At 40.9% G+C, this 20589-nt stretch carries 18 protein-coding genes; 12 read left to right on the top strand and 6 right to left on the bottom strand.

The features are described 5' to 3' along the window. The first annotated feature begins 14 nt into the window (after window positions 1-14). Window positions 15-524 carry a DUF1564 family protein gene (locus DI077_RS12195; RefSeq protein WP_109019122.1) on the top strand — a complete coding sequence of 170 codons (510 nt, stop codon included), beginning with the start codon at window positions 15-17 and terminating at the stop codon, window positions 522-524. Between the two features lie 65 nt (window positions 525-589). On the opposite strand, the gene groL is transcribed toward DI077_RS12195, so the two are convergent. Then, a complete protein-coding gene (groL, locus tag DI077_RS12190) occupies window positions 590-2233 on the bottom strand; it encodes a chaperonin GroEL (RefSeq protein WP_109019123.1) in 1644 nt (547 codons plus the stop codon). Window positions 2234-2256: 23 nt separating this feature from the next. Next, window positions 2257-2544 (bottom strand): co-chaperone GroES, encoded by a 288-nt coding sequence (groES, locus tag DI077_RS12185; protein WP_109019124.1) that lies wholly within the window; start codon window positions 2542-2544, stop codon window positions 2257-2259. A gap of 159 nt (window positions 2545-2703) precedes the next feature. On the opposite strand from groES, the gene DI077_RS12180 reads away from it, so the two are divergent. Next, window positions 2704-4335 carry an alpha-amylase family glycosyl hydrolase gene (locus tag DI077_RS12180; protein ID WP_109019125.1) on the top strand — a complete coding sequence of 544 codons (1632 nt, stop codon included), beginning with the start codon at window positions 2704-2706 and terminating at the stop codon, window positions 4333-4335. 31 nt (window positions 4336-4366) lie between these two features. Here the strand turns inward: DI077_RS12180 and DI077_RS12175 are convergent, their stop codons facing one another. Both DI077_RS12175 and DI077_RS12170 read right to left on the bottom strand, forming a co-directional pair. Next, the gene (locus tag DI077_RS12175; protein WP_109019126.1) at window positions 4367-5185 is read right to left on the bottom strand and encodes a GGDEF domain-containing protein; all 819 of its coding nucleotides are present in this window, start codon (window positions 5183-5185) and stop codon (window positions 4367-4369) included. A gap of 44 nt (window positions 5186-5229) precedes the next feature. Continuing rightward, window positions 5230-6825: a helicase HerA-like domain-containing protein gene (locus tag DI077_RS12170; protein ID WP_109019127.1), complete on the bottom strand. Its 1596-nt coding sequence runs from the start codon at window positions 6823-6825 to the stop codon at window positions 5230-5232. Window positions 6826-6948: 123 nt separating this feature from the next. Between DI077_RS12170 and DI077_RS12165 the strand changes: the two genes are divergently transcribed. Together DI077_RS12165 and DI077_RS12160 are read left to right on the top strand one after the other, a co-directional pair. Beyond that, window positions 6949-7287 (top strand): hypothetical protein, encoded by a 339-nt coding sequence (locus DI077_RS12165; RefSeq protein WP_109019128.1) that lies wholly within the window; start codon window positions 6949-6951, stop codon window positions 7285-7287. Between the two features lie 97 nt (window positions 7288-7384). Continuing rightward, window positions 7385-10018, top strand: a complete 2634-nt coding sequence (locus DI077_RS12160; RefSeq protein ID WP_217351553.1) for a hybrid sensor histidine kinase/response regulator — start codon at window positions 7385-7387, stop codon at window positions 10016-10018. On the opposite strand, the gene DI077_RS12155 is transcribed toward DI077_RS12160, so the two are convergent. Next, window positions 10010-10678: a response regulator gene (locus tag DI077_RS12155; protein ID WP_242935184.1), complete on the bottom strand. Its 669-nt coding sequence runs from the start codon at window positions 10676-10678 to the stop codon at window positions 10010-10012. The two genes, DI077_RS12160 and DI077_RS12155, sit on opposite strands and share 9 nt — an antisense overlap. Window positions 10679-10915: 237 nt before the next feature. On the opposite strand from DI077_RS12155, the gene DI077_RS12150 reads away from it, so the two are divergent. From DI077_RS12150 to greA, 5 genes are all read left to right on the top strand, one after another. Beyond that, window positions 10916-11386, top strand: a complete 471-nt coding sequence (locus tag DI077_RS12150; protein WP_109019130.1) for a cyclic nucleotide-binding domain-containing protein — start codon at window positions 10916-10918, stop codon at window positions 11384-11386. Between the two features lie 90 nt (window positions 11387-11476). Continuing rightward, the gene (locus DI077_RS12145) at window positions 11477-11713 is read left to right on the top strand and encodes a DNA-binding protein (protein WP_109019565.1); all 237 of its coding nucleotides are present in this window, start codon (window positions 11477-11479) and stop codon (window positions 11711-11713) included. 11 nt (window positions 11714-11724) lie between these two features. Further along, window positions 11725-12438, top strand: coding sequence for a flagellar filament outer layer protein FlaA2 (gene flaA2, locus DI077_RS12140; RefSeq protein ID WP_109019131.1), 714 nt, complete (start codon window positions 11725-11727; stop codon window positions 12436-12438). A 12-nt stretch (window positions 12439-12450) separates the two neighbouring features. Next, entirely contained in the window at window positions 12451-13431 is a 981-nt protein-coding gene (gene flaA1 / locus DI077_RS12135) for a flagellar filament outer layer protein FlaA1 (protein WP_423241745.1), read from the top strand. A 190-nt stretch (window positions 13432-13621) separates the two neighbouring features. After that, window positions 13622-16387 carry a transcription elongation factor GreA gene (gene greA / locus DI077_RS12130; RefSeq protein ID WP_109019132.1) on the top strand — a complete coding sequence of 922 codons (2766 nt, stop codon included), beginning with the start codon at window positions 13622-13624 and terminating at the stop codon, window positions 16385-16387. Here greA and DI077_RS12125 read toward each other — a convergent pair. Continuing rightward, window positions 16360-18177, bottom strand: coding sequence for a M23 family metallopeptidase (locus tag DI077_RS12125; protein WP_109019133.1), 1818 nt, complete (start codon window positions 18175-18177; stop codon window positions 16360-16362). The two genes, greA and DI077_RS12125, sit on opposite strands and share 28 nt — an antisense overlap. 158 nt (window positions 18178-18335) lie before the next feature. Here DI077_RS12125 and DI077_RS12120 point away from each other — a divergent pair, with 158 nt between their 5' ends. The 3 genes from DI077_RS12120 to tgt are packed head-to-tail and all read left to right on the top strand — an operon-like array spanning window position 18336 to window position 20497. Beyond that, a complete protein-coding gene (locus DI077_RS12120) occupies window positions 18336-18887 on the top strand; it encodes an LPS assembly lipoprotein LptE (RefSeq protein ID WP_109019134.1) in 552 nt (183 codons plus the stop codon). Window positions 18888-18947: 60 nt separating this feature from the next. Then, window positions 18948-19382, top strand: a complete 435-nt coding sequence (locus DI077_RS12115; RefSeq protein WP_109019135.1) for a Fur family transcriptional regulator — start codon at window positions 18948-18950, stop codon at window positions 19380-19382. After that, entirely contained in the window at window positions 19382-20497 is a 1116-nt protein-coding gene (tgt, locus tag DI077_RS12110) for a tRNA guanosine(34) transglycosylase Tgt (protein ID WP_109019136.1), read from the top strand. The genes DI077_RS12115 and tgt overlap by 1 nt, the downstream gene beginning before the upstream one ends. Window positions 20498-20589 lie beyond the last annotated feature (92 nt).

Genomic DNA, 20589 nt, shown 5'->3' with positions numbered 1-20589 from the left:
TACCTACTTAAGGTATGAGAGAATTCACAAAACGGACTTTCGTTCGAAAGGGGAAAGTTCACCGAACACGACTTATCTCTGCTCTGCAAAACAAATCGGGAAAGATGCCTGTAATGTTTCTTATTCCTACGCATTCGGAAAAACATCTGAACAAATTATTGTTCCGAAAGACTTTCCGGCAAGTTTTGCATGAATTATTGATTCAGTATTCCGAGTTTATCGTTTTTTCCCATTGGAATACCAGTGCTTCTGTTTCGAAGAAATACCAAAGCAAGGGTTTGGCTCTCGTTCGGATCGGGGCTAAGGTTCAGTTGGAAGATTTATTGGAATTGAAGGCGATCGCGAATGGTTTGGGGGTTTCTTACTGTTTGCTTTTTTCAAGGATGCTGGAATTGGATGAGTTGGGATGGGGCAAGGAATTGAGGGAGGCGGGGGTGGTTAGAACTCTACCTCACCACCCCCGCCTACTACTCAAAACCCAATTCCTACCCCTTAACCAAATAGAAATGGTCTACCGGATATAAAAAAAAGGCCCGAAGAATTCTCTTCGAGCCTCTTGTTTTCCAAAGAAAAGCCTGGAAAGAATGAATTACATCATTCCGCCCATGCCTCCCATTCCACCCATACCGCCCGGCATTCCGCCGCCGCCTGCGTCTTTTGGTTCCGGTTTGTCAGTGATAGTCACTTCGGTAGTGAGGATCATTGCACCGATGGAAGCTGCGTTTTGAAGTGCAGAACGAACCACTTTTGCCGGATCTACTACGCCCGCTTTGATCAAATCTTCCCAAACCATAGTAAGCGCGTTAAATCCTTCGTTTCCGGATTTAGCTCTTGCTTGCTCTACGATTACGGAACCTTCCAGACCTGCGTTGGAAGTGATCATTCGGATCGGTTCTTCCAAAGCACGAAGGATGATGTTAGCACCTGTTTGTTCGTCGCCTGTTAATTTTAATGCTTTTACCGCATCTTGAGCACGAAGTAGAGTGAGCCCGCCACCTGGAACAATTCCTTCTTCCACAGCTGCGCGAGTTGCAGATAATGCATCTTCTACGCGGGCTTTTTTCTCTTTCATTTCCACTTCAGTCGCCGCACCAACGTGAATCACTGCAACACCACCGGCAAGTTTTGCCAGACGTTCTTGTAGTTTTTCGCGATCGTAATCGGAAGTAGTGTCTTCGATTTGTTTTTTGATTTGGCTCACGCGGCCTTGGATGTCTTTGGAAGAACCTGCACCTTCGATCACTGTAGTATTTTCTTTATCTACTACGATTTTTTTTGCACGACCTAACATTTTTACGTCGGCGTTTTCCAATTTCATACCTAGGTCTTCGGAGATCACTTGACCACCGGTAAGCACTGCGATGTCTTCCAACATTGCTTTTCTTCTGTCACCAAATCCCGGTGCCTTTACAGCCACACATTGAATGGTTTTGCGAAGAGTGTTTACTACGATAGTTGCAAGAGCTTCCCCTTCCACTTCTTCCGCGATGATCACAAGAGGGCGACCCGCTTGAGCTACTTTTTCAAGTACAGGAAGAAGATCTTTCATAGAAGAGATTTTTTTATCGTAAATTAAAATGAAAGGATCTGCAAAAGTTGCAATCATTGCTTCCGGATCAGTCACCATATAAGGTGAAATGTATCCTCGGTCGAATTGCATACCTTCTACGATATCAAGTGTTGTTTCGATTGATTTTGCTTCATCAACTGTAATTACACCTTCTTTACCAACTTTATCAAAAGCTTGTGCAATCAGATTTCCGATTTCTTTATCGTTGTTTGCAGAGATGGTTGCAACGTTTGCGTATTCCGCTTTGCTGTTGATTTTAATGGATCTTTTTTTGATTTCTTCAACGGCAGCGATCACTGCTTTGTCGATACCATGTTTAAGAGCCATAGGGTTTGCACCGGCAGTTACGTTTTTCAAACCTTCGTTTACGATTGCTTGAGCAAGGATTGTTGCAGTAGTTGTTCCGTCACCGGCAATGTCGTTCGTCTTGGTGGAAACTTCTTTCACCATTTGAGCGCCCATATTTTCAATTGCATCTTCCAATTCGATTTCTTTTGCAACTGTTACACCGTCTTTGGTGATGGTTGGAGATCCGAATTTTTTATCGATAACTACGTTTCTTCCTTTTGGTCCGAGAGTAACTTTAACTGCGTTAGCGAGTTTGTTAACTCCGGCTAAAAGTTTTCTACGGGCTGTTTCATCAAATTCTATTGTTTTTGCCATAAATGATTTCCTCTGTTTTATGATTAGTTAACGACTGCTAAAATGTCGCTTTCACGGATGATAAGGTAGTCTTTGCCACCTTGTTTGATTTCAGTTCCGGAATATTTTCCGTAAAGAACCGTATCACCGACTTTCACTTCCAACGGAACAAGTTTCCCGTCTTCGTAACGTCCTTGTCCGACTGCTGTTACTTTTCCTTCTTGAGGTTTTTCTTTTGCAGTATCAGGTACGATAATGGATCCGATTTTTTCTTCACCCTCGGTTTTGGGTTCAACTACGACTCTATCTCCCAGTGGTTTGATCGATGCCATAAGGTTCTATCTCCTTTTGAATTTTTTGATTTGGATGGTTTTTTGTTAGCACAATCTTTGGGGGAGTGCTAAATCCTAATACATATCTTTTTGAACGGCCCTTTTTTGTCAAGCACTTGAGGGTCGAGAGTGCTAACGTTGTTCCAATCAGGAGGAATTATGCAATATTGGTGGCAAACGACAACTATCTATCAAATCTACCCTCGGTCATTCGCAGACTCAAATGGTGATGGGATCGGAGATATTTTAGGAATGATTTCCAAGTTGGATGAAATTCAGGAGCTAGGATTTGAAACCATTTGGGTGTCTCCATTCTATAAAAGCCCCGGTAGGGATCATGGATATGACGTAAGTGATTATTTGGATGTTGATCCGATGATGGGAACTTTGGAAGATGCGAAACTTCTAATCAATGAAGTTCACAAAAGAAAAATGAAGATTCTTTTCGATATGGTACTAAATCATACTTCGGAGGAACATCCTTGGTTTAAAGAATCCAGATCATCGGTTGATAATCCCAAAAGAGATTGGTATCTTTGGGCGAAGGAAAAAAATAATTGGATCTCGATGGTAGGAAAACCCGGATGGAATTTTGACCCTCTAACAAAAGAATATTATTATACTAATTTTTTGTTTTTCCAGCCTGATTTGAACTTCAATCATCCCGAAGTCAAAAAATCAATGTTCGATGCTATGAGGTTTTGGCTCGGTTTGGGAGTAGATGGCTTTCGATTGGATATATTCAATAGCATATTTAAAGACGAATCCAAAAGAGACAATCCATTCGTATTTCGATATTTTCCTACTCCGGATAACAATGACGAGGTGTTCTTTCAGAAAAAAATATATACTTTAAATCATCCTAAAAATTTTGAATTGGCGAAAGAAGTTAAAAAATTAACGGAAGAATTCGGACAGGACCGTTGTCTACTCGGAGAAGTGAGTGGCAATGATTCTGTGTTGAAAAAATTCCTCGGAGAGCCGTCGAAAGATGCTACAGATGGGCTTAACTTGGTATTTCAATTCGAACTTATTCATTATGTTTGGAGCGCTTCTTTTTTTAAAGATCTTCTCGTCAAAAATGAAACAGTTTATCCAAAGCCTTATCTTCCTACATATGTTTTCGGAAATCATGATCAACCCAGAAGTATTGAGAGGATCAACGGTGATTTGGAAAAAGCAAAAATATTAGCGTTATTCCAACTTACCGCAAGAGGAGTTCCTGTAGTATATTATGGAGAGGAGATCGGACTTAGAGGAGGAGATTTCTCTCCGAGAGAATCAACTGATCCGTTGGCGAAAGATCTGGATTGGGCTCCGAAATGGCTATTGAAACTATTGGATGTATTTGTAACCAGAGATGATGCCAGAACTCCTATGCAATGGGACTCTACTTCAACCTCGGGGTTTACTTCCCCACAAACAAAACCTTGGCTTCCGTTTACTGGAGAAAAGGAATTCAGAAATGTTGAATACCAAAAGAAAAATCCGAATTCTATCTGGAATACCTATAAGACATTGATTTCTCTCCGTAAAAGGGAACCGGTCCTTCACACAGGAGGATTGAAGGTATTGGAGACCGGAAATTACGGACTTCTGGGCTATATACGTTTCATCCCCAACGCGCCGGAATTAGGTATTTTTATCAATTTTTCGAATCAACCGATTGATGTAAGCAAGTTCACTCAAAACGGGAAGCAAGTTTATTCAACTAACCAATTGATTGTGAATGAGAGCGGAAACTATTTATCTCAAAATTCCGGAATGATTTGGAAATATGAAGAAAAATAAAAGATCCTATCTCGTTTGATAATCAGATTAATCAAGAGATTCTGTTTTTGCCGGAGAATTTCGATTTGTACATCGCTTTGTCTGCCTTGAGGACCAAATCATCCAAGGTGAGGGAATCCTCCGGGTAGGAGGAAATTCCTCCCGAAAAAGACAGGCTCTTTTTTCCTAAGGTCTCTTTATTGAATTCGATTCGGATTTTTTCGGCAACTGTCATCGCACCCGGAGCGGAGGTATCCGATAGTAACAGAGTGAATTCTTCTCCTCCCGTTCTGCAGGCGATGTCTTCTTTTCTGATATTACTAAGTATGATTTTGCCTAAGTTTTTTAAAACCTCATCTCCCATGGGATGACCGAACTCATCGTTGATTTTTTTAAAATCGTCAATATCGATTACTACAACGGAAAAAATTCGATTATGCCTTCTTGCCTGATTGAAGATTCGAAAAGATGCTTCGTCGAAATATCTTTTATTGTAAAGTCCCGTTAGGTGGTCTACGACCGTCATCCTTTCCTGTTCCAAATAAAGTTTGATCTCAATGACTTTGGGATTGTTCATCCTTTTGTCCTTGCTTAACAATATGTCAAGCAAGGCAACACGGAAATCCACGGGTCTTCCCAAGGATTCGATCAGTTTGGAAGTCAGTTCAAAACTTCTTTTCAAAATATCCCTGGATTCTTCCGCAGGAAAGTTAATATTTGTTAACAGATACAAAAGATGCGAAATCAGAACATCATCTTCCGCAGTGGGCTCTTTCGTAAAAATCGCAGGTAATTCTTTTTCGTTTAACAGCTCATTTAAAATAACATCTAATAAAGCTGTGGCATCTTGAATTTCTTTTTCATATTTCATAATTTTTCAGTTGGTACGTAGAATCTGACGGATAAACGTTTTGCTTAAAGTCCGAAAAGGCCCGTTTTTTTTCTACGTGTTTTTTTCGTGGTGGAAACTCCTAACATTCCTAAAAGACCTCTGGTAACTTCTTTTGCCACCGTTCTTCCCACGTCTCTTGCAAGAGGATTTTTGGAAAGTTGTTCTATAAAACCAGGATCTTCTTTTTGTTTTTTCCGTTTTTCTTCTTTCGGCGAATTTCCTTTCGTTTCTTTTTCTTCCTCTTCTTCGGATTCCGCATAGGACTGTAATTTTTTTTCTAAAATTTCATACGCGGACTCTCTATCCAAATCCTTGGAATATTTTTTTACAAGAGGGGAATCATCGATGATTTTGTCGATTTCGCCTTTGGTTAAAACATCCATTCTGGAACTAGGTGGCAAAAGAAACGTGCGAACGAGAGGTGTAGGAACTCCCTTAGGGCTAAGAGCTGTGATAAATGCTTCTCCGATTCCCATTTTGGTTATCTCTTCATCAATGTCGTAAAATTCGGTGATAGGATAATTTTCGGACGCTTCTTTGATCGCTTTTCGATCGTTAGCGGTAAACGCTCGTAATGCGTGTTGCACTTTCAAACCGAGCTGCGCGAGGATGGGAGAAGGGACATCTGTCGGAGATTGCGTGCAGAAAAACACTCCTACTCCTTTCGAACGGATCAGTCTGACTATACTTTCTATCTGATCGACCAATGTTTTGGAAGCCTCGTCAAAAACCAGATGGGCTTCGTCGATAAAAATGGCGAGTTTCGGTTTTTCCAAATCTCCTTCTTCTGGAAAATTTCCGTAAATCTCCGTTAGAAGGGATAACATAAAAGTGGAAAACAATCTAGGCTTTGATTGAATGTCTGTTAAGCGGATGATATTGATTTTTCCTCTGCCTTTTCCGTCTTTTGCAAGCAAGTCCTCCACATCGAAAGAAGTTTCTCCAAAAAAGATCTCTCCTCCCTGGCCTTCCAGTTCGATGATTTTGCGAAGAATGGTGGAGGCGGAACTGGAAGAGATGGCACCGTATTCTTTTTCTATTTCTTCCTTTCCTTCATTGGTCAGGTATTGAAGTGCCTTTTTTATATCCTTTAAATCGAGAAGTGGAATTCCCAAATCATCGCAGTATTTGAAAATTAAAGAAATAACGCCTGTTTGTGTATCATTGAGGCTTAAGATTCTTGAAAATAAAACGGGACCGAATTCTGTCACTGTTGCCCGTAGTTTTGCCCCCGGTTCGGAGGATAAAGTTAGAAACTCTACGGAGAATCCTTCCTCTTTCCATGTAGCGCCGATTTCTTTCGCTCTTTTTTCAACAGACTCTTTCTTTTCTCCTTCCGCAGCAATTCCGGAAAGGTCCCCTTTGATATCCATAAGTAATACCGGAACTCCGGCGCGGGATAAACCTTCTGCAAGCAATTGTAAGGTTTTTGTTTTTCCCGTTCCTGTTGCACCTGCAATGAGTCCATGTCTGTTTAAAGTTGAGAGTGGAATGGAGACATGTGCTTCGGAGGCAATTTTCTCTTCAAACATACCGCTTCCTAAAAAAATGGACTTTTCTTTGTCCGGGTATCCCGATTGAATCGAATCGATAAATTCTTTGTTATTCTTTTTTGCCATTTGTAATCCTTGCGATTCTCAAAACTTGAAACAATGAGCTGGAATCGGCAAGCAAAGATCAGATTTAGGAATCAGAAATGAATCGAACTATTCCGTATTTCCTGCTGTTTTTATTTTAAAAAGATGTGCTTTTGTATTTTTTCCTTTTATCTTACCAATTACGGGACTGCGGAATCCTGGTTCGGTCCGTTTTTGAAAACAAGTATACTTTCTCTGCAAAAATCAGAGTCGGATGAATCATCGAACGTAATGTTCCTTTCGAAAATTTTTCGAATTACGATTGTTTGGTTTTTGAAATCTTTGCTTTTGAAAAAAAGTTTGTCTGGCTTCGGAAGCTTCCTGATTATTTTTTTCCTTCTTAGTCTTACCTTTCACATTGAAGATTATAAAACATACGTTTATTTCGATTCGGAAAGAAATTTCCAGGACGAGGGAAATTTACCAGGTTCGGAAATATTTTAAAAACTTGCTCGCAGAGGAAAAAAATGTTCTATTCCTGCGCAAATAGGTTTGTATTTACCCGCACTGGATTTAAATGATGATGTACTACACCGCCAAAATGTTAAAAAAGACTGCTCTCATTTACTTCCCATTCCTGACGGAAACATTGAAATCGTTTTGGACGGTGATTCTTTTTCTTTGCAAACGGGAATCGGATCTTTCTCCCGGTAAGCTGCATCTTCTTCTTCTGAATTTTCGGGAAAAGGAGGGCTTTCCGCAGGCGCCGGAGCAAGTTCCGGTAGTTCGGGAGGAGGTTCGTCTTCAAGCGACGGGGGAGGCGGTTGGTGGCTTTACCAACTTACTCAAGTTATGTTTTTCTTTTTCCATTCTCGTTTCCTTTCTTTTCCTGAACTCATGTAAAAAAGACAACGGGATCGTAGTTACCACGATTAAGCCAAAAGGCGGAGTTCTGGATCTAAGAGGACTCGATCTGACCAAATTGGAACCATTTCCTTTGGCAGGAGAGTGGGATGCATTTCCGGGCAAACTCCCCAAATCGGAGAGCGAATTTCTTTCCTTGGAGAAAGAAAAGCCGAAGGCACTTGCTATTCCCGGTTACTGGGTCAATCAAAACCTTCCTGCCCATGGTTTCGTAACTTACCGTTTGAGGATACTGGTGGATGAACCCGGTGGACTCATGGTTTATTTGAGAGAGGCGTCCTCCGCATATAAATTATTTTCCTGGAATCCAGGGCTCGGGCTCAGTGAGTTGGGCAGCGCAGGAAAACTCTCAACTAACAAAGAAGATAGCATCGGTTATTATACGGAAAGTGCGCGTGCCTTTCGGGTCCAGGAAGGCACAGTTCTTTATTTGTTAGTGTCCAATTACCTTTATTCCAGAGGAGGACCTTACTACAGTCCGGTTTTGGGAAGCTCCGGCAAAACGCTTGTTTGGTTGAGATTCAAGGAGAGAAAAAAACTTTTTTTCGTAGGGGTTTTCTTCTTACTCGCACTTTATCATTTCGTTCTATTTTTTCACAGATCCAAGGAAAGATATACGTTTTGGTATGCCTTACTTTGTTTCTCCTGGCTCATTCGTATTTTATTGTTCGAAAGGATTACCAGGGACTGGTTCGAGCCCAGTGATTTTATGGAGATGTTACAGATTCGACTGGAATATCTGGCATTTATTTCCGCACAATTATTTTCGGTCTTATTCTTTTTCGATTTTTTTGCGGCCTTTCTTCGTAGTAAGGTGCGCAATTTATACCTGATTCCGATCGCATTTTTCGGAATCGTAATCAGTTTGGCACCTTATCAGTATTATACGAAACTGCTTCAGGTGACGCAAGCCTATATGGTCATCATACTTTTATCGTCCCTTTATGCTGCGGTAAAATCCATTCAAAATAAGGACACCAGATACACCGGATTCGTGTTTTTGATAGGATCTTTTGTGATTCTTTTCACAACGATTTTCGATTCCATCGTTTTTCTGAAAAGATGGGATCTTCCTTTTTTAACGGACTTCGGGTTTAGTATTTATTCCATCTGTCTTGCCGTTATTATTTCCAGCAGAAATTCATACGCCTGGGAAACCGCAGAATATCTAACATTGAATTTGCGAAAAGAAGTCGATTGGAAAACGATCGAACTTCGTCGTGAAAAGGAAAGGGCGGAAAAAGCAAGTGAAATGAAAGACAAATTCATCTCCATCGTTTCGCATGATATCCGTTCGCCTCTTTTCGGGATTTCTTCCGTAGTCAATCTTCTTACGGAAACTCCTCCCAGCCTTTCTCCCGAAAATACCAAACAGGTATTGGGAGACGCCTCCTCCGGGTTGAAAAACCTGCTTTCCATGGTGGAGGAATTGATCCAGTATTCCCGGTTTCAAAATGCGACGGTATTTCCCGATTATCAACTGTTTGACTATTATGTTCTGGCGGAATCTCTTTTGGAAAAGGCGAAACCGCTCGCGGATGCAAAAAAAATCATTCTGACTACGGATGTTTCGGAATCTTCCGTAGGGATAGGAGATCCGAACCTAATCGAACATCTTCTTTGGAATCTGATTTCCAATTCCATCAAATTTACCCACAACGGAGGTTCCATCCGTTTGAGCCTCTCGGAAGAAGATAAAGTTTGGTGTTTTTCCGTTGAGGATTCGGGGATTGGGATTCCCGAAGTTTGGCTTTCTACTATTTTTGATTCCGGATTTAACTATCTCAGAAAAGGAACCAACGATGAGATCGGAGCGGGAGTGGGGCTTGCTTTCTGTAAGGAAGTGACGGATCGTCATGGAGGAAGGCTGGAAGCTTTGTCTCAAAATGAAAAAGGTTCCACTTTTAAATTCTATCTTCCCAATTATGAAAAAGTAGTTCTTTTGTTAGATGATAATCCAGGATACAGGAACCAACTTAGAAAAATACTAAAGGGCCTTCCTTGTATTGTTTGGGAAGAAGAGTTTCCCGATCATGCGATTCGTTCCATTGGGAAATTGAAACCGGATTTGATCATAGTGGATTATGCAATGCCTGACAAAACAGGCATTCAGTTTTTGCAGGAGTTGTATTCTGATAACGATATGGTGGAGATACGTTCTCTTTTATTGTCCAGCTCTCAAACGGACCCGAACACAGGCAAAAAATTGGAAGAAGATGTAATTGCCATCGGAGGAGATGCTTTCTTGAAAAAGACTGTCTCTGACGAAAGACTCTTAAGTGAAATCAAGAAACTCCTTTCTTTAAATTAACATCTGTTCTTTGGCTCGCCCGATCAGCTCGGCAACGGTTTTGGAATTAAAACGATCTTTTAAGCGGCCTACGTGATATTCTACGGTTCGTTTTGATAAGCCGATTTCAGTTCCTATCTCCTGGTAAGTTTTTCCCTGGCCGAGTAAGGTTAGAATTTGTTTTTCTTTTTTATTTGCAACTTTCCCGTCTTGCGGTTTACGGTTGAAGATAAGTTTTAGATTTTTTGAATATACTGTTTTTCCGGAAGCAATATCGGTCAGGTTTTTGGTAAGACTGCCTAGATCGTCCGATTTTAAAAGATAACCGTCTACCCCTGCCTCAATGGCAGAATGAACGATCGGTTGTTCATCTAACATTGTTAAAGTGACAACTTTCAGGTTTGGAAATTCTTTTTTCCAATCCTTTACCATATTCAGGACATTCTCACCGGGGATTCGTAAATCAAGTAACAGGAAGTCAGGGTCTTTTTCTTTTAAGAGAGACGCAATTTGAGAGGAATGTTCCGCTTCTCCTACAACTTCAAAATCCGGCGAGGAATTTACTACGTGTTTCACCCCAACCCTTGTGACAGCGTGGTCTTCTACAAGGATCACTTTCTTCTTTTGGCTCATTCTTCCCTCGTTTTTTTCGTTTTCCTGTCTAGTTTCTACAAAATCCATATTTTTTACATATTTTTATAGTACTTCTCCGCTTGGCAGTAACTAAAATTCCTAGTATATTAAATATAGAGTTTAGTTCCATCGGTTCTAGACTTTAAGCCTATTCTATGTTTCCACTTAAAATTCCCGCATTTCCCATGTGGGATTTTTTTTATATAGAAAGAGACGTCGGTAATGCCAATTTTCTCTTGCCAAATTGAGAAAATATCCACTTCATCAGGAAATCTAGGAGTTTTCATGAATCCCAAAGTTGAGAGTTTAAAAAAAATATACCTCTTTCACACCCTAAACCAAGACGAAGTTCTTCATATTGCTGAAAAAATTCACGAAATTCACCTACCTCCCAGAAATGTTCTCTACGATATAGGAGAAGAAGCTGAGTCTATGTACATTGTAAAATACGGAACTTTGCAAATTTCCACCTCTACAAGCCAAGGGGACGACGTTCAGCTGGTTACGATCGGAGAGGGGGATCATTTCGGTGAGTTGCCTTTTTTTGATGGAGAAAAACGTGTAGCGAAAGTGGAAGCAAAGGAAAATTCCGAACTTTATGAACTCCGTTACAAGGATTTGCACGATATGTTTGCCAAAAGTAGGGAAATGGAGACCAAATTCTACAAAGAAGTGACCCATTATTATATCAAACGCCTCCGCAAATTGACAAATGATTTGGCTTATGCGCGGGAGTTGCGAAAACGATTTGCTTAATCGGAGTAAATCGAATAAAAAAGACAAAACGGCTAAGGAATGGATATTGGTGTCCGATAATTAGGTGTAGGCAGGGAGAAGGAATGCATGGTGGACCCCGAAATCCTAACCGAGAAGATCGTTACACAGAATAAGACCTTCCTGGTGGATTTAAAGAAAAACCAAGCTGGCTTTTACCTGAAGGTTTCGGAATGGTCGAATAGCAAAAAGTCTTCGATTTTTCTTCCTGCTGAAGGAATCGATCGAATGATCGAAATCTTGCATAAATTCAAAAGCCAAATATCCGATACTGATAATACGAAAGACCCGGAGTTAGGAGCCTTTTAGGAGTGAGTTTCATGGGGAAATTAGGAATGACCAAACTTATGTTAGGCCTCTTCCTTTCAATAGGAATGTTGTATGCACAAGCCGATACCGGTGCGGGCCAACAAGCGGCAGTAAATGATGATGATAGTCCTCTCAAAAAAGTCGTTTTAGATGATTTTGAAGAGGCGGAAGACTGGAGAGTTAAATCAACAACTCCTCTTGGGGAAACCAAAACACTAAAATTAGTGCAACGTGGACTCATTAAGGACGTGTTTGACGAAAAAACTGTTCCGGATGGTGGCGGTGACAAGCTTGAAAAAAACCATATCCTCGGCGTGAAGACACGTTTCGAGAGCAAAGGTTTCGATCGGGTTGAGCTCATGCCTCCGCACGAATTTATAATCAAAGGTAAAGTTCGCCAAATCTCCATTTGGGTTTTGGGAAGAAAATACCGTCACACTCTTTTCGCTAAATTTCGCGATTATAAAGATACTACGCATAATGTTCGTTTAGGGAAATTGGATTTTTTCGGTTGGAGAAAACTAACCGCAACGATTCCCGGTTTCATTCCACAAAGCACAAGGTTTGCTCTTTTGGATAAAAACTTACATTTTGTATCATTATTTGTAACTTCAGATGTTCATGAGGTTGCGGGAGATTTTTACTTCTATGTTGACGATTTACAAGTTCGTACAGATCGTTCGGAAGCAAAATACCCTGGATCCGAGATCAAGGACAACTGGTAGTAGGGCGGTATCATGATGGAAAATAATAAAAAATTAACAGCCATAGCTCTTTCCACAATTACGGGAATTTTTCTAATTGGGTTTGCACAAGCCCAATACAAAATCTCCGGTGGAGTGGCTACATCTATTGGAAATGATATCACTTCCATGGAATTGAAAGCGATCACCATCGAATCCTGGGATGCTCCTACAGGTGCTGCACCTTACGGTTGGGAAGCATTCACGGACAAAGACGGTGTGAATAAAGACGGATCGGGAGATATTAAGTATGATGAGAATAATAAATACTCTCCTTCCTTAAACGATCCTGTTAAGTCGCCTCTGGTAATTCGTGAAGTGAAATTGGTTCCCGGTAAACCGGGAGACGTGAAGAACGTGGATGCAGGTAATGCAAAAGTATTGGGTGTAAAGTTTCAATTCACTTACCCTGGGTACAATGTTGTTACCGTTCGTCCTCCTCGTATTCCTGAATATGAGATCACTCGTGCAAGACCGTATATCGATGAAAACAACCAAAAGAAATTCGAAAAAGTTTACGGGATCGAAACTCCCGGTAACGTAAAAGCGGTTTCGGTTTGGGTACTTGGTCGTGGTAATGAATATCTTTTGGAAGGCTGGATTGAAGACTATACAGGCAACAACCATATCTTTCAATTCGGTTCTCTCGACTTCGTAGGTTGGAGACCGCTTCAAATCGATATTCCTTCTGCGATCCCGCAAGAAGCGAATGCTTTCCCGGCGACAAGAAACCTGATCTTCAAACAATTCAAAATTCGATCCACTCCTCAAACCGGAGGGGAAATGGTTTATCTTTTCTTTGATGAACTGAGAGTTTTGGCAGATACGTTTGAAGTTCATTTTGACGGTGCAAACCTGGACTTCGATGACGAAGATTGCAAAAACAAGGTTAAGCTAGAGCAAATGCTCCAAAAATCCGGTGCTATTTCTACAGGCTCGAAGGTTCGTGACTGTGGCGGTGGACAAGGAAAATAAGTTAGAATCCCCATTCTCCGAAGAAAAACCCAGCTCTACGGCTGGGTTTTTTGTACTTTACAAGAACAAGACTATGCTGGATTCTTACTTATAGGACTGTTCTTTTTGCGTACTCATCGCTAAAAATACCGTAACAACGTTAGAACATTAACCACCCTTTATTGGAAATACGAAGAGGGAGATTCTTCTCATGCCCGAGACTATTACTGAAGACAAAACGAACAAAACAGCCGATTCTGATAAACTGACAGCGCTATTCAACGAAGAGATTTATGTACGCGCGGATGCTAGTTCTGTTCCTGCTTCCAAATTCAAAATCTATGATGATATTATTGAGGCTTACAAAGCCGAAGATAAGCTAGCAGTAGCAAAACAAAAAATAGAAGACCATTTCAAAGAACATCCGGAATCCATTTCAGCAAAATATATGCTGATGATTTTGTCGTTCATGGAAGACCCCATGGGCGATGCGAACTTAGTTAAGAATATTTTAGATTCCTTTAAGGCCCACGGAAAATGGACCATTATCGAATACATCACTGATTCTATCTTGAAGTTCGGTGATCATAGACTTGCCCTTCGCGTGAAAGCGGAAGCTCTTGATAAACTGAAAAAGAATAAAGAACTCAAAGTGGTTCTGGAAAAATTAGCAAAACAAGATAAAAAGAATCCGGAGATCGCTAAAAAATACGCCCTCACCATTATGGAAGAGGACAGACCGAAAGCGATTTCTTATCTCAAACAAGCTGCAGAGATCTTTGCGAAAAATAAAGATTATGCGCAGATGGAAGAGATTTGGCCTATACTCGTTACCAATAATTACGAAGACGTTTCTTTCTTTGATAAGATCGAACGGATTTTATTATCACAACGCGAAAAAACAAGGTTAGTTGGTCTTTTATATCCTATCGTCGAACCATTCAAACAAATGGAAGAATGGGACAAGGTTATCTACTTTCTTAAAAAGATTCTGGAACACGAGCCTGCTTCCCAAAAAGCAAGAAACGAGCTGATCCGTTCTTATAAACAAAAATACGCAAATCACTCGTTACTCGAAGACTTCCTCAAGATGAGTGAACTAGGCAACAACCGCAAACCGGTTAAAGTTTGTATCACCAACTTCGAGAGAAATATCGTATTTGATACGGACAATTACGTAATGCATAGAAACTGGGGAGTAGGTAAGATTACTTCTATTTCCCAAACGGGTGATTCCATCTTCGTTGATTTTGCAGAAAAGAAAGAACATAAACTTTCCATTCAAATGGCGATCACTTCTCTCAAACCTTTGAAGAAAGATCATATTTGGGTGCAACATTACGAAAACAAAGCGGGAGTGATTTCGCTTTTCCAAGACAACTTGGCCGAGTTCCTGACTCAATTATTGAAATCTTATGATAATAAGATGTTAGTTGCTGACATGAAGAACGAACTCATCGGTACTTTTTTGAAAGCGGAAGATTGGTCCAAATGGTGGGCTAAAGTTAAATCCGTTCTGAAAAAAGAAGCTAACATCGGTATGAATCCTAAAAAGAAGGATGAAGTGGTTTACCATGAAAAGGCGATCACTCATTCCGAAACATTGACTCAAAAATTCCAAGCTACTTCCGACGTGAATAAAAAATTGGAAATTGCAATGGAAGCCGTACGTGATGCGGATGAAGCCAACGAAGCAGGTGAATTTTTTATCTCCCATTATGTGGATGAAGAAAACGCAAGGGATTCCGTTCGAAGACTTTCCGCTTATCTTTACTTGGAAGAAGCTGCGAAAGCTTGGCCTACTGAGGAATTCTCTCACAAAATAAGAGAAGCCGAATTGCAATCCTTGATCCAAGGACTTTCCAAAGAGGAAGCTCTCAAGATTTCCAAGTCATTGGAAAACACGGACATCAAAAAAGGATTCAAAGATTTGATCCGGGCGCATCACCCGGAATCGATCAATATTCTGATCGGTTTGTTATTCGAAGTTCCGGTAAAGGTAAACCGTTCCGTTTTCCAAAACCTTGTTTCGGATGAAAAATACGCAGAGTTAAATCTATTCATTGAAACAGTTTCCAATAAATCGAAAGAACATCCCGAGGTTTTCCTTTGGGTGGCAAAATCCATCCTATCTCATACTTGGAAATTCGATTGGATGAATGTTTCCGAAGAAAGTCTGGTCATCAGAGTTTTCCGTATCTTGAAACCTTTGGCTAAAATCGAAGACAAGGGAACCAAGCTCAAAAACCAAGCGATGGATATTCTTTTCGGAAAAGACAATACTCTTTTGAAAGATATTTTGCAAAATGCGGATGACGAGTATGTTCGCAAACTTTATGCACTTTTCAGAGAAGTAACGTATGTTACCGATTTGGAAAAAGACCAATTGTTTTCTCTTATCAATGAGCTCAAACCGAACTTGGTTTGGGATGAATATGAAGGTGAAGACGAGGCAGATGATGATCCACTTTCCAATCTTCCGTCCGATGTGGTGCTTGTAACCCGTCAGGCATTCAACGCCAAAAAAGGAGAATTCGAACATCTCGTAAACGTAGAAATGTTGGAAAACTCCCGCGATATCGGAGAGGCGCAAGAGAAAGGGGACTTAAGAGAAAACGCGGAATACAAAGCTGCGATGGAAAAACAAGTCCAGTTGCAAGCTGCCATTAAAAAGTTGGAAGCGGAACTTAAGAGTGCCCGAATTCTGGACCTTTCCGAAGTAAAATCGGAAAAAGTCGGAATTGGAAATACGGTTAAACTTAAGAACAAAAAAACAGGAGAAGTCGTCACTTACTCCATCTTAGGTGCTTGGGATGCGGATACGGAAAAGAATATAATTTCTTATCAGTCTCCGCTCGCAAAATCCTTATTTGGAAAACATGTAGGTAGCGAAGCCACTCTCGTATTCGGATCGACAGAGACTACTTATGAGGTTTTGGAGATCTCCCGTTATTCGCTTTCGGGACAAGAAGCATAAACGTCGTTTTTCCAACCGGAAGTAACGATTAAATCGGTAAAAGGCGGGGAAATATTTCCCGCAAAATCGAAAGCCCTGACTTCCAAAAGAAGGTAGGGCTTTTCTTTGTACAGGCTTTTCGGAAGAGTCACTTTGATCGCTTTTCTGTCGGGATCATATTCGTAAGGATATGATTGTCCGTCTAACAAAAGATCTACTGTGGTTTTGAACCCTGTTCCCACATCATTCAATGCATAATATCTGTTTTCAAAACATCCGGAACGAATCTCCGGCAATTCTATATGTCGGGCGAGGCTCGTCATAGGAGTGATGGAAGGCGGAGACATATCTTCCAAAACCATCAGGTAACCCAGTTTGGACAGAGCGAAAGAAAAGCCGTTCGCCTTTCTTTTCCCGGAAACCGAAGAAAACTTTTTAATGGAAATATCCCAGAAAAAAAGAGAATCTTTGTTAGTTGGCGGTAAAGGTAAAATCAACTCTCCCTGTCCGTCTCCTTTCCATGTGAAATTGACAGATTCGATTTTATAAATTTTACTTTTTAAAATAAGTCCTTTGGGAATGGAAAAAGGAAGATCAGTCGCATCCTTTTTTTCTTCGATTTCTATTTTTCCGTTTCCGGTGGATTCGTTTTTGGATACGTCAAAACTAAGGGTTCTGTCGGAAGAACTTACTTTTTTGCCAAAATGAGTAGTTGCCTGCGAGACAATAAAACCGTTAGGAGATTCGTTTTTGATCAGGATCTTGATATAAGATCTGTTAAGGGAGGCATCTCTGAGTCCCGCCTCCAAAATATGCCCGCTCGAGGACGGTTCTTTATTCAGATCAAATGAAAACCCTTCTTCTTTCCAATCTTTGGGCTGTTCGTACATATGATAAAAATAAACGGGAGGAGAGAGGGAAGATCTGTTGATATCGTAGAATTGGTGTTTTTTCGCGCCTTCCTCAAAGGATAAATAGGAAAAATCCCTTCTGAAAATTTCCTTTCCGTTTAAAAACAAATCCATTCCGTACACATTGTTCTTATTGCGGGAACGGATGATATCGTATCCGCTCAATCTGACTTTGACTTTTCCGGTTAAGGAAAGTTCTTTGATTTGATTGCCTGTTTCATCAAACAAAGAATAGATTCCTTTTTCCGTTTCTTTCGCTTCCAAAATCAAAGGTTTCGGCAATCCTCCTCCTTCTATGAAGAGAGAACTTATGGTAGGAGGTGTATTATCTTTTTGGTGCAGGTCGGGGAAAAATAAAGGATTGATGATTCCTTTTTCGGTTCTAAATTCCAAATGCAAATGGGAAATCCCAGATCCCGACTCTCCCGTTTTTCCAATCGGGTTTCCTTTTTTAGATGAGAAAAGTCCTTGCGGGAGTTTGACTTGAAAACCTTCTTTTTCTCCCATCATAAGAAGAGCTCTTCTCAAATTTTCCAAATCGGCAAATCCCCCGCCAAACGAGTGTAAATGAGCATATTTGGATTTGATTTTATATTTAGGACTGTAAAAATTCAAAGAAAGCCCGTATCCCAATTTGGAATAACTGATTTCGTCCACATAACCGTCAAAAGTCGCCAAAATACTATGCCCGTTGAGTCCGTAAGACTTGAAATCGGAACCAAGGTGCAAATTATGATTTCTGATTTCCGCGAAAGTCCCTGTAACAGGAGAATAATAGGGAAGGGGAAAACCTACGTCTTCTTTGGGAATCTCAGGGATCGGATGAGGCTCGGAACCAAGAGAAAAATCCGGGCGCAAAAATAAAATTCCCGAAATTAGTAAAAATAAAATGCGAATCATAGAAGGCTCTCCGCAGAATGCGGAAATACTACGGTTCTCGCAAGGAAAAAGAGAAATCCCCGCTCACCCATTCACAAAATTCGAATCCATCCCCAAAACCTTTGACAGAAAAAGAAACTGACCTAAAATGGTAGGGGTTCTCCTTAAATTAGAATATGATGCGACTTTCCCCACTCATCCTTTTGGCAGCTTTGATTACCATGCTGATGGGTTGTGCTACGGAACCGGGAAGGCCGCCGAAGATTGACGGAGTTCCCGTACCAGATATAAAACGAACTCTTTACATCCAAAACGTCAGAAACAATACATATTCGGCAGGCACTCACACAAGGTTGACTCAGATGATTATCGAAGAGATAGACCGGAGAGGAAGATTCTTAGGAACCAGAGACAAATCCAAGGCAACTTACCGGCTCTACTCCGAGATCGTCCACTACCAGGCAGTGGGGGATTTGATGGATCTAGCGGATCAGCAAATCACCACGGAGCTATTTGTAGTCACTAGAATTGAGCTTGTAGAGGCGGAGTCCGGTCGGAAATTACCTTTGGAACGGAATGAAATTCCGGGTAGAGCATTTTATTCTACCCAGATCGGATACAGGGAATCGGAAGTGGAAGCCCAGAATCGACTTCTCAGGATCATGGCTTTGCGGATTGCCGAAGAAGCGGAAAGATCTTGGTACTATTCACTTTCCGGAAAAATCAATTGATATTTACTATAAGTAGGGAGAACGACATTGTCTGAGGAAGAATCGCTTACAGAAGACACTATGAAAGAGATGCAGGCCTTCGAAGAATACTTGAAGGAGAAAGGTTTAAAAATTACAAACCAACGTCTGCTCGTTGCTCAAAAAATTTTTTCATCTCATAATCATTTTACCGCGGAAGGTCTTTTGGATGAACTAAAGGACAATCGGGACCGGATTTCCAAAGCAACCATTTATAGAATCCTATCCATTATGGTGGAAGCGGGCCTTTTGGAAGAACATGATTTTGGGAAAGATTACAAATATTACGAACACATCATCGGACACGCTCATCACGATCATATCATCTGCATCCAATGCGGAAAGATAGTAGAGTTTGTGGATGATCGAATTGAAGAATTGCAAACCAATGCTGCCAAACAAAACGGATTCGTCATCACCGGTCATAGTTTGAATATTTTCGGAATTTGCGAAGCTTGCCAAAATAAAAAGAAATAGTGCCCCTTTCTTTCATTCAAACTTCTAAGGACCCGAACTCCTTCGCGCGCGGAGGAATACTCACTCTGGGCGGAGTAGAAGTGGAGACCCCTGTGTTTATGCCGGTAGGCACCAGGGGATCCGTCAAAGCGCTCTCTTCGGAAGATATATTAGAACTCGGTTATAAATTAATTCTCGGAAATACTTATCATCTCTATTTGAAACCCGGCAAAGAGGTAATGGAAACCTTTGGCGGTTTGAAAAAATTTATGGCTTATCCGAATGCCCTGCTCACTGATTCGGGCGGATTTCAGGTATTCAGTCTTTCTGGATTATTCAAATTCGAGGAAGATGGGGTAAGGTTTCAGTCTCATATCGACGGAAGTCATCATAAATTCACTCCTGAGTCTGTGATCGATATGCAAAGAGCCATCGGTTCCGACATCATGATGGTTTTGGACGATTGTGCACCTTACGGAAGTTCGACGGAAAGATTGAAAGAATCCTTGGAGCGAACTCATCGTTGGGCCAAACAATCTGTTGAGTATTGGCAAAAAAATCCGAATGACCAAAATTTATTCTGTATCGTTCAAGGCGGTGTCAATGAGGCACTTCGCCTGGAAAGCCTACAAACATTGCAAAATATGGACTTCCCGGGGATTGCACTAGGCGGACTTTCCGTTGGAGAGCCGAGAGAAGAGTATGTTCGAATACTGGAATGTCTTTCTCCCCATCTGGACCCAAAAAGGCCCCGATATCTTATGGGTGTAGGGACGGTTGTGGACATTTTGGATGGCGTTAAAAATGGAATTGATATGTTTGATTGCGTTTTGCCTACAAGAAACGCACGAAATGGCCAGGTTTTTACCTCAAAAGGTAAGATCAATTTGAGAAATGAATCTCACAGACTTTCCACAGAGCCAATAGATCCCCTGTGCCAATGCAAGGTATGCAAGACCTATAGTTTAGGCTACCTAAGACATCTTCACAAGGTGAAGGAAATCTTGGCTTTCTCACTCTCCACCTATCACAACTTATATTTTATGAAACAATTCATGGACAATCTTCGAAAATCCATTGAAAAAGGTGAGTTTCAAACTTATTACGACCATTGGAAAAAATTATATGCTCCCTAAAATTATTAGGTTGACGTATCTGATTTTTTTTCATGCAATTGTACCGTCATTTCTACATTGATTGTAGCTTCACTGAGGAGTCTCTAGACACA

It is taken from the genome of Leptospira kobayashii (assembly GCF_003114835.2).
Lineage (GTDB): Bacteria > Spirochaetota > Leptospiria > Leptospirales > Leptospiraceae > Leptospira_A > Leptospira_A kobayashii.
Note: the sequence above shows the minus strand (reverse complement) of the source record. Positions and strands in the feature narration are given on the sequence as shown.

Excerpts from the sequence above, each read along its gene's own strand:
- DI077_RS12195 (WP_109019122.1), top strand. The coding sequence starts at position 15 with ATGAGAGAATTCACAAAACGGACTTTCGTTCGAAAGGGGAAAGTTCAC.
- groL (WP_109019123.1), bottom strand. The coding sequence starts at position 2,233 with ATGGCAAAAACAATAGAATTTGATGAAACAGCCCGTAGAAAACTTTTA.
- groES (WP_109019124.1), bottom strand. The coding sequence starts at position 2,544 with ATGGCATCGATCAAACCACTGGGAGATAGAGTCGTAGTTGAACCCAAA.
- DI077_RS12180 (WP_109019125.1), top strand. The coding sequence starts at position 2,704 with ATGCAATATTGGTGGCAAACGACAACTATCTATCAAATCTACCCTCGG.
- DI077_RS12175 (WP_109019126.1), bottom strand. The coding sequence starts at position 5,185 with ATGAAATATGAAAAAGAAATTCAAGATGCCACAGCTTTATTAGATGTT.
- DI077_RS12170 (WP_109019127.1), bottom strand. The coding sequence starts at position 6,825 with ATGGCAAAAAAGAATAACAAAGAATTTATCGATTCGATTCAATCGGGA.
- DI077_RS12165 (WP_109019128.1), top strand. The coding sequence starts at position 6,949 with ATGTGCTTTTGTATTTTTTCCTTTTATCTTACCAATTACGGGACTGCG.
- DI077_RS12160 (WP_217351553.1), top strand. The coding sequence starts at position 7,385 with ATGTTAAAAAAGACTGCTCTCATTTACTTCCCATTCCTGACGGAAACA.
- DI077_RS12155 (WP_242935184.1), bottom strand. The coding sequence starts at position 10,678 with ATGGATTTTGTAGAAACTAGACAGGAAAACGAAAAAAACGAGGGAAGA.
- DI077_RS12150 (WP_109019130.1), top strand. The coding sequence starts at position 10,916 with ATGAATCCCAAAGTTGAGAGTTTAAAAAAAATATACCTCTTTCACACC.
- flaA2 (WP_109019131.1), top strand. The coding sequence starts at position 11,725 with ATGGGGAAATTAGGAATGACCAAACTTATGTTAGGCCTCTTCCTTTCA.
- flaA1 (WP_423241745.1), top strand. The coding sequence starts at position 12,451 with ATGATGGAAAATAATAAAAAATTAACAGCCATAGCTCTTTCCACAATT.
- greA (WP_109019132.1), top strand. The coding sequence starts at position 13,622 with ATGCCCGAGACTATTACTGAAGACAAAACGAACAAAACAGCCGATTCT.
- DI077_RS12125 (WP_109019133.1), bottom strand. The coding sequence starts at position 18,177 with ATGATTCGCATTTTATTTTTACTAATTTCGGGAATTTTATTTTTGCGC.
- DI077_RS12120 (WP_109019134.1), top strand. The coding sequence starts at position 18,336 with ATGCGACTTTCCCCACTCATCCTTTTGGCAGCTTTGATTACCATGCTG.
- DI077_RS12115 (WP_109019135.1), top strand. The coding sequence starts at position 18,948 with ATGAAAGAGATGCAGGCCTTCGAAGAATACTTGAAGGAGAAAGGTTTA.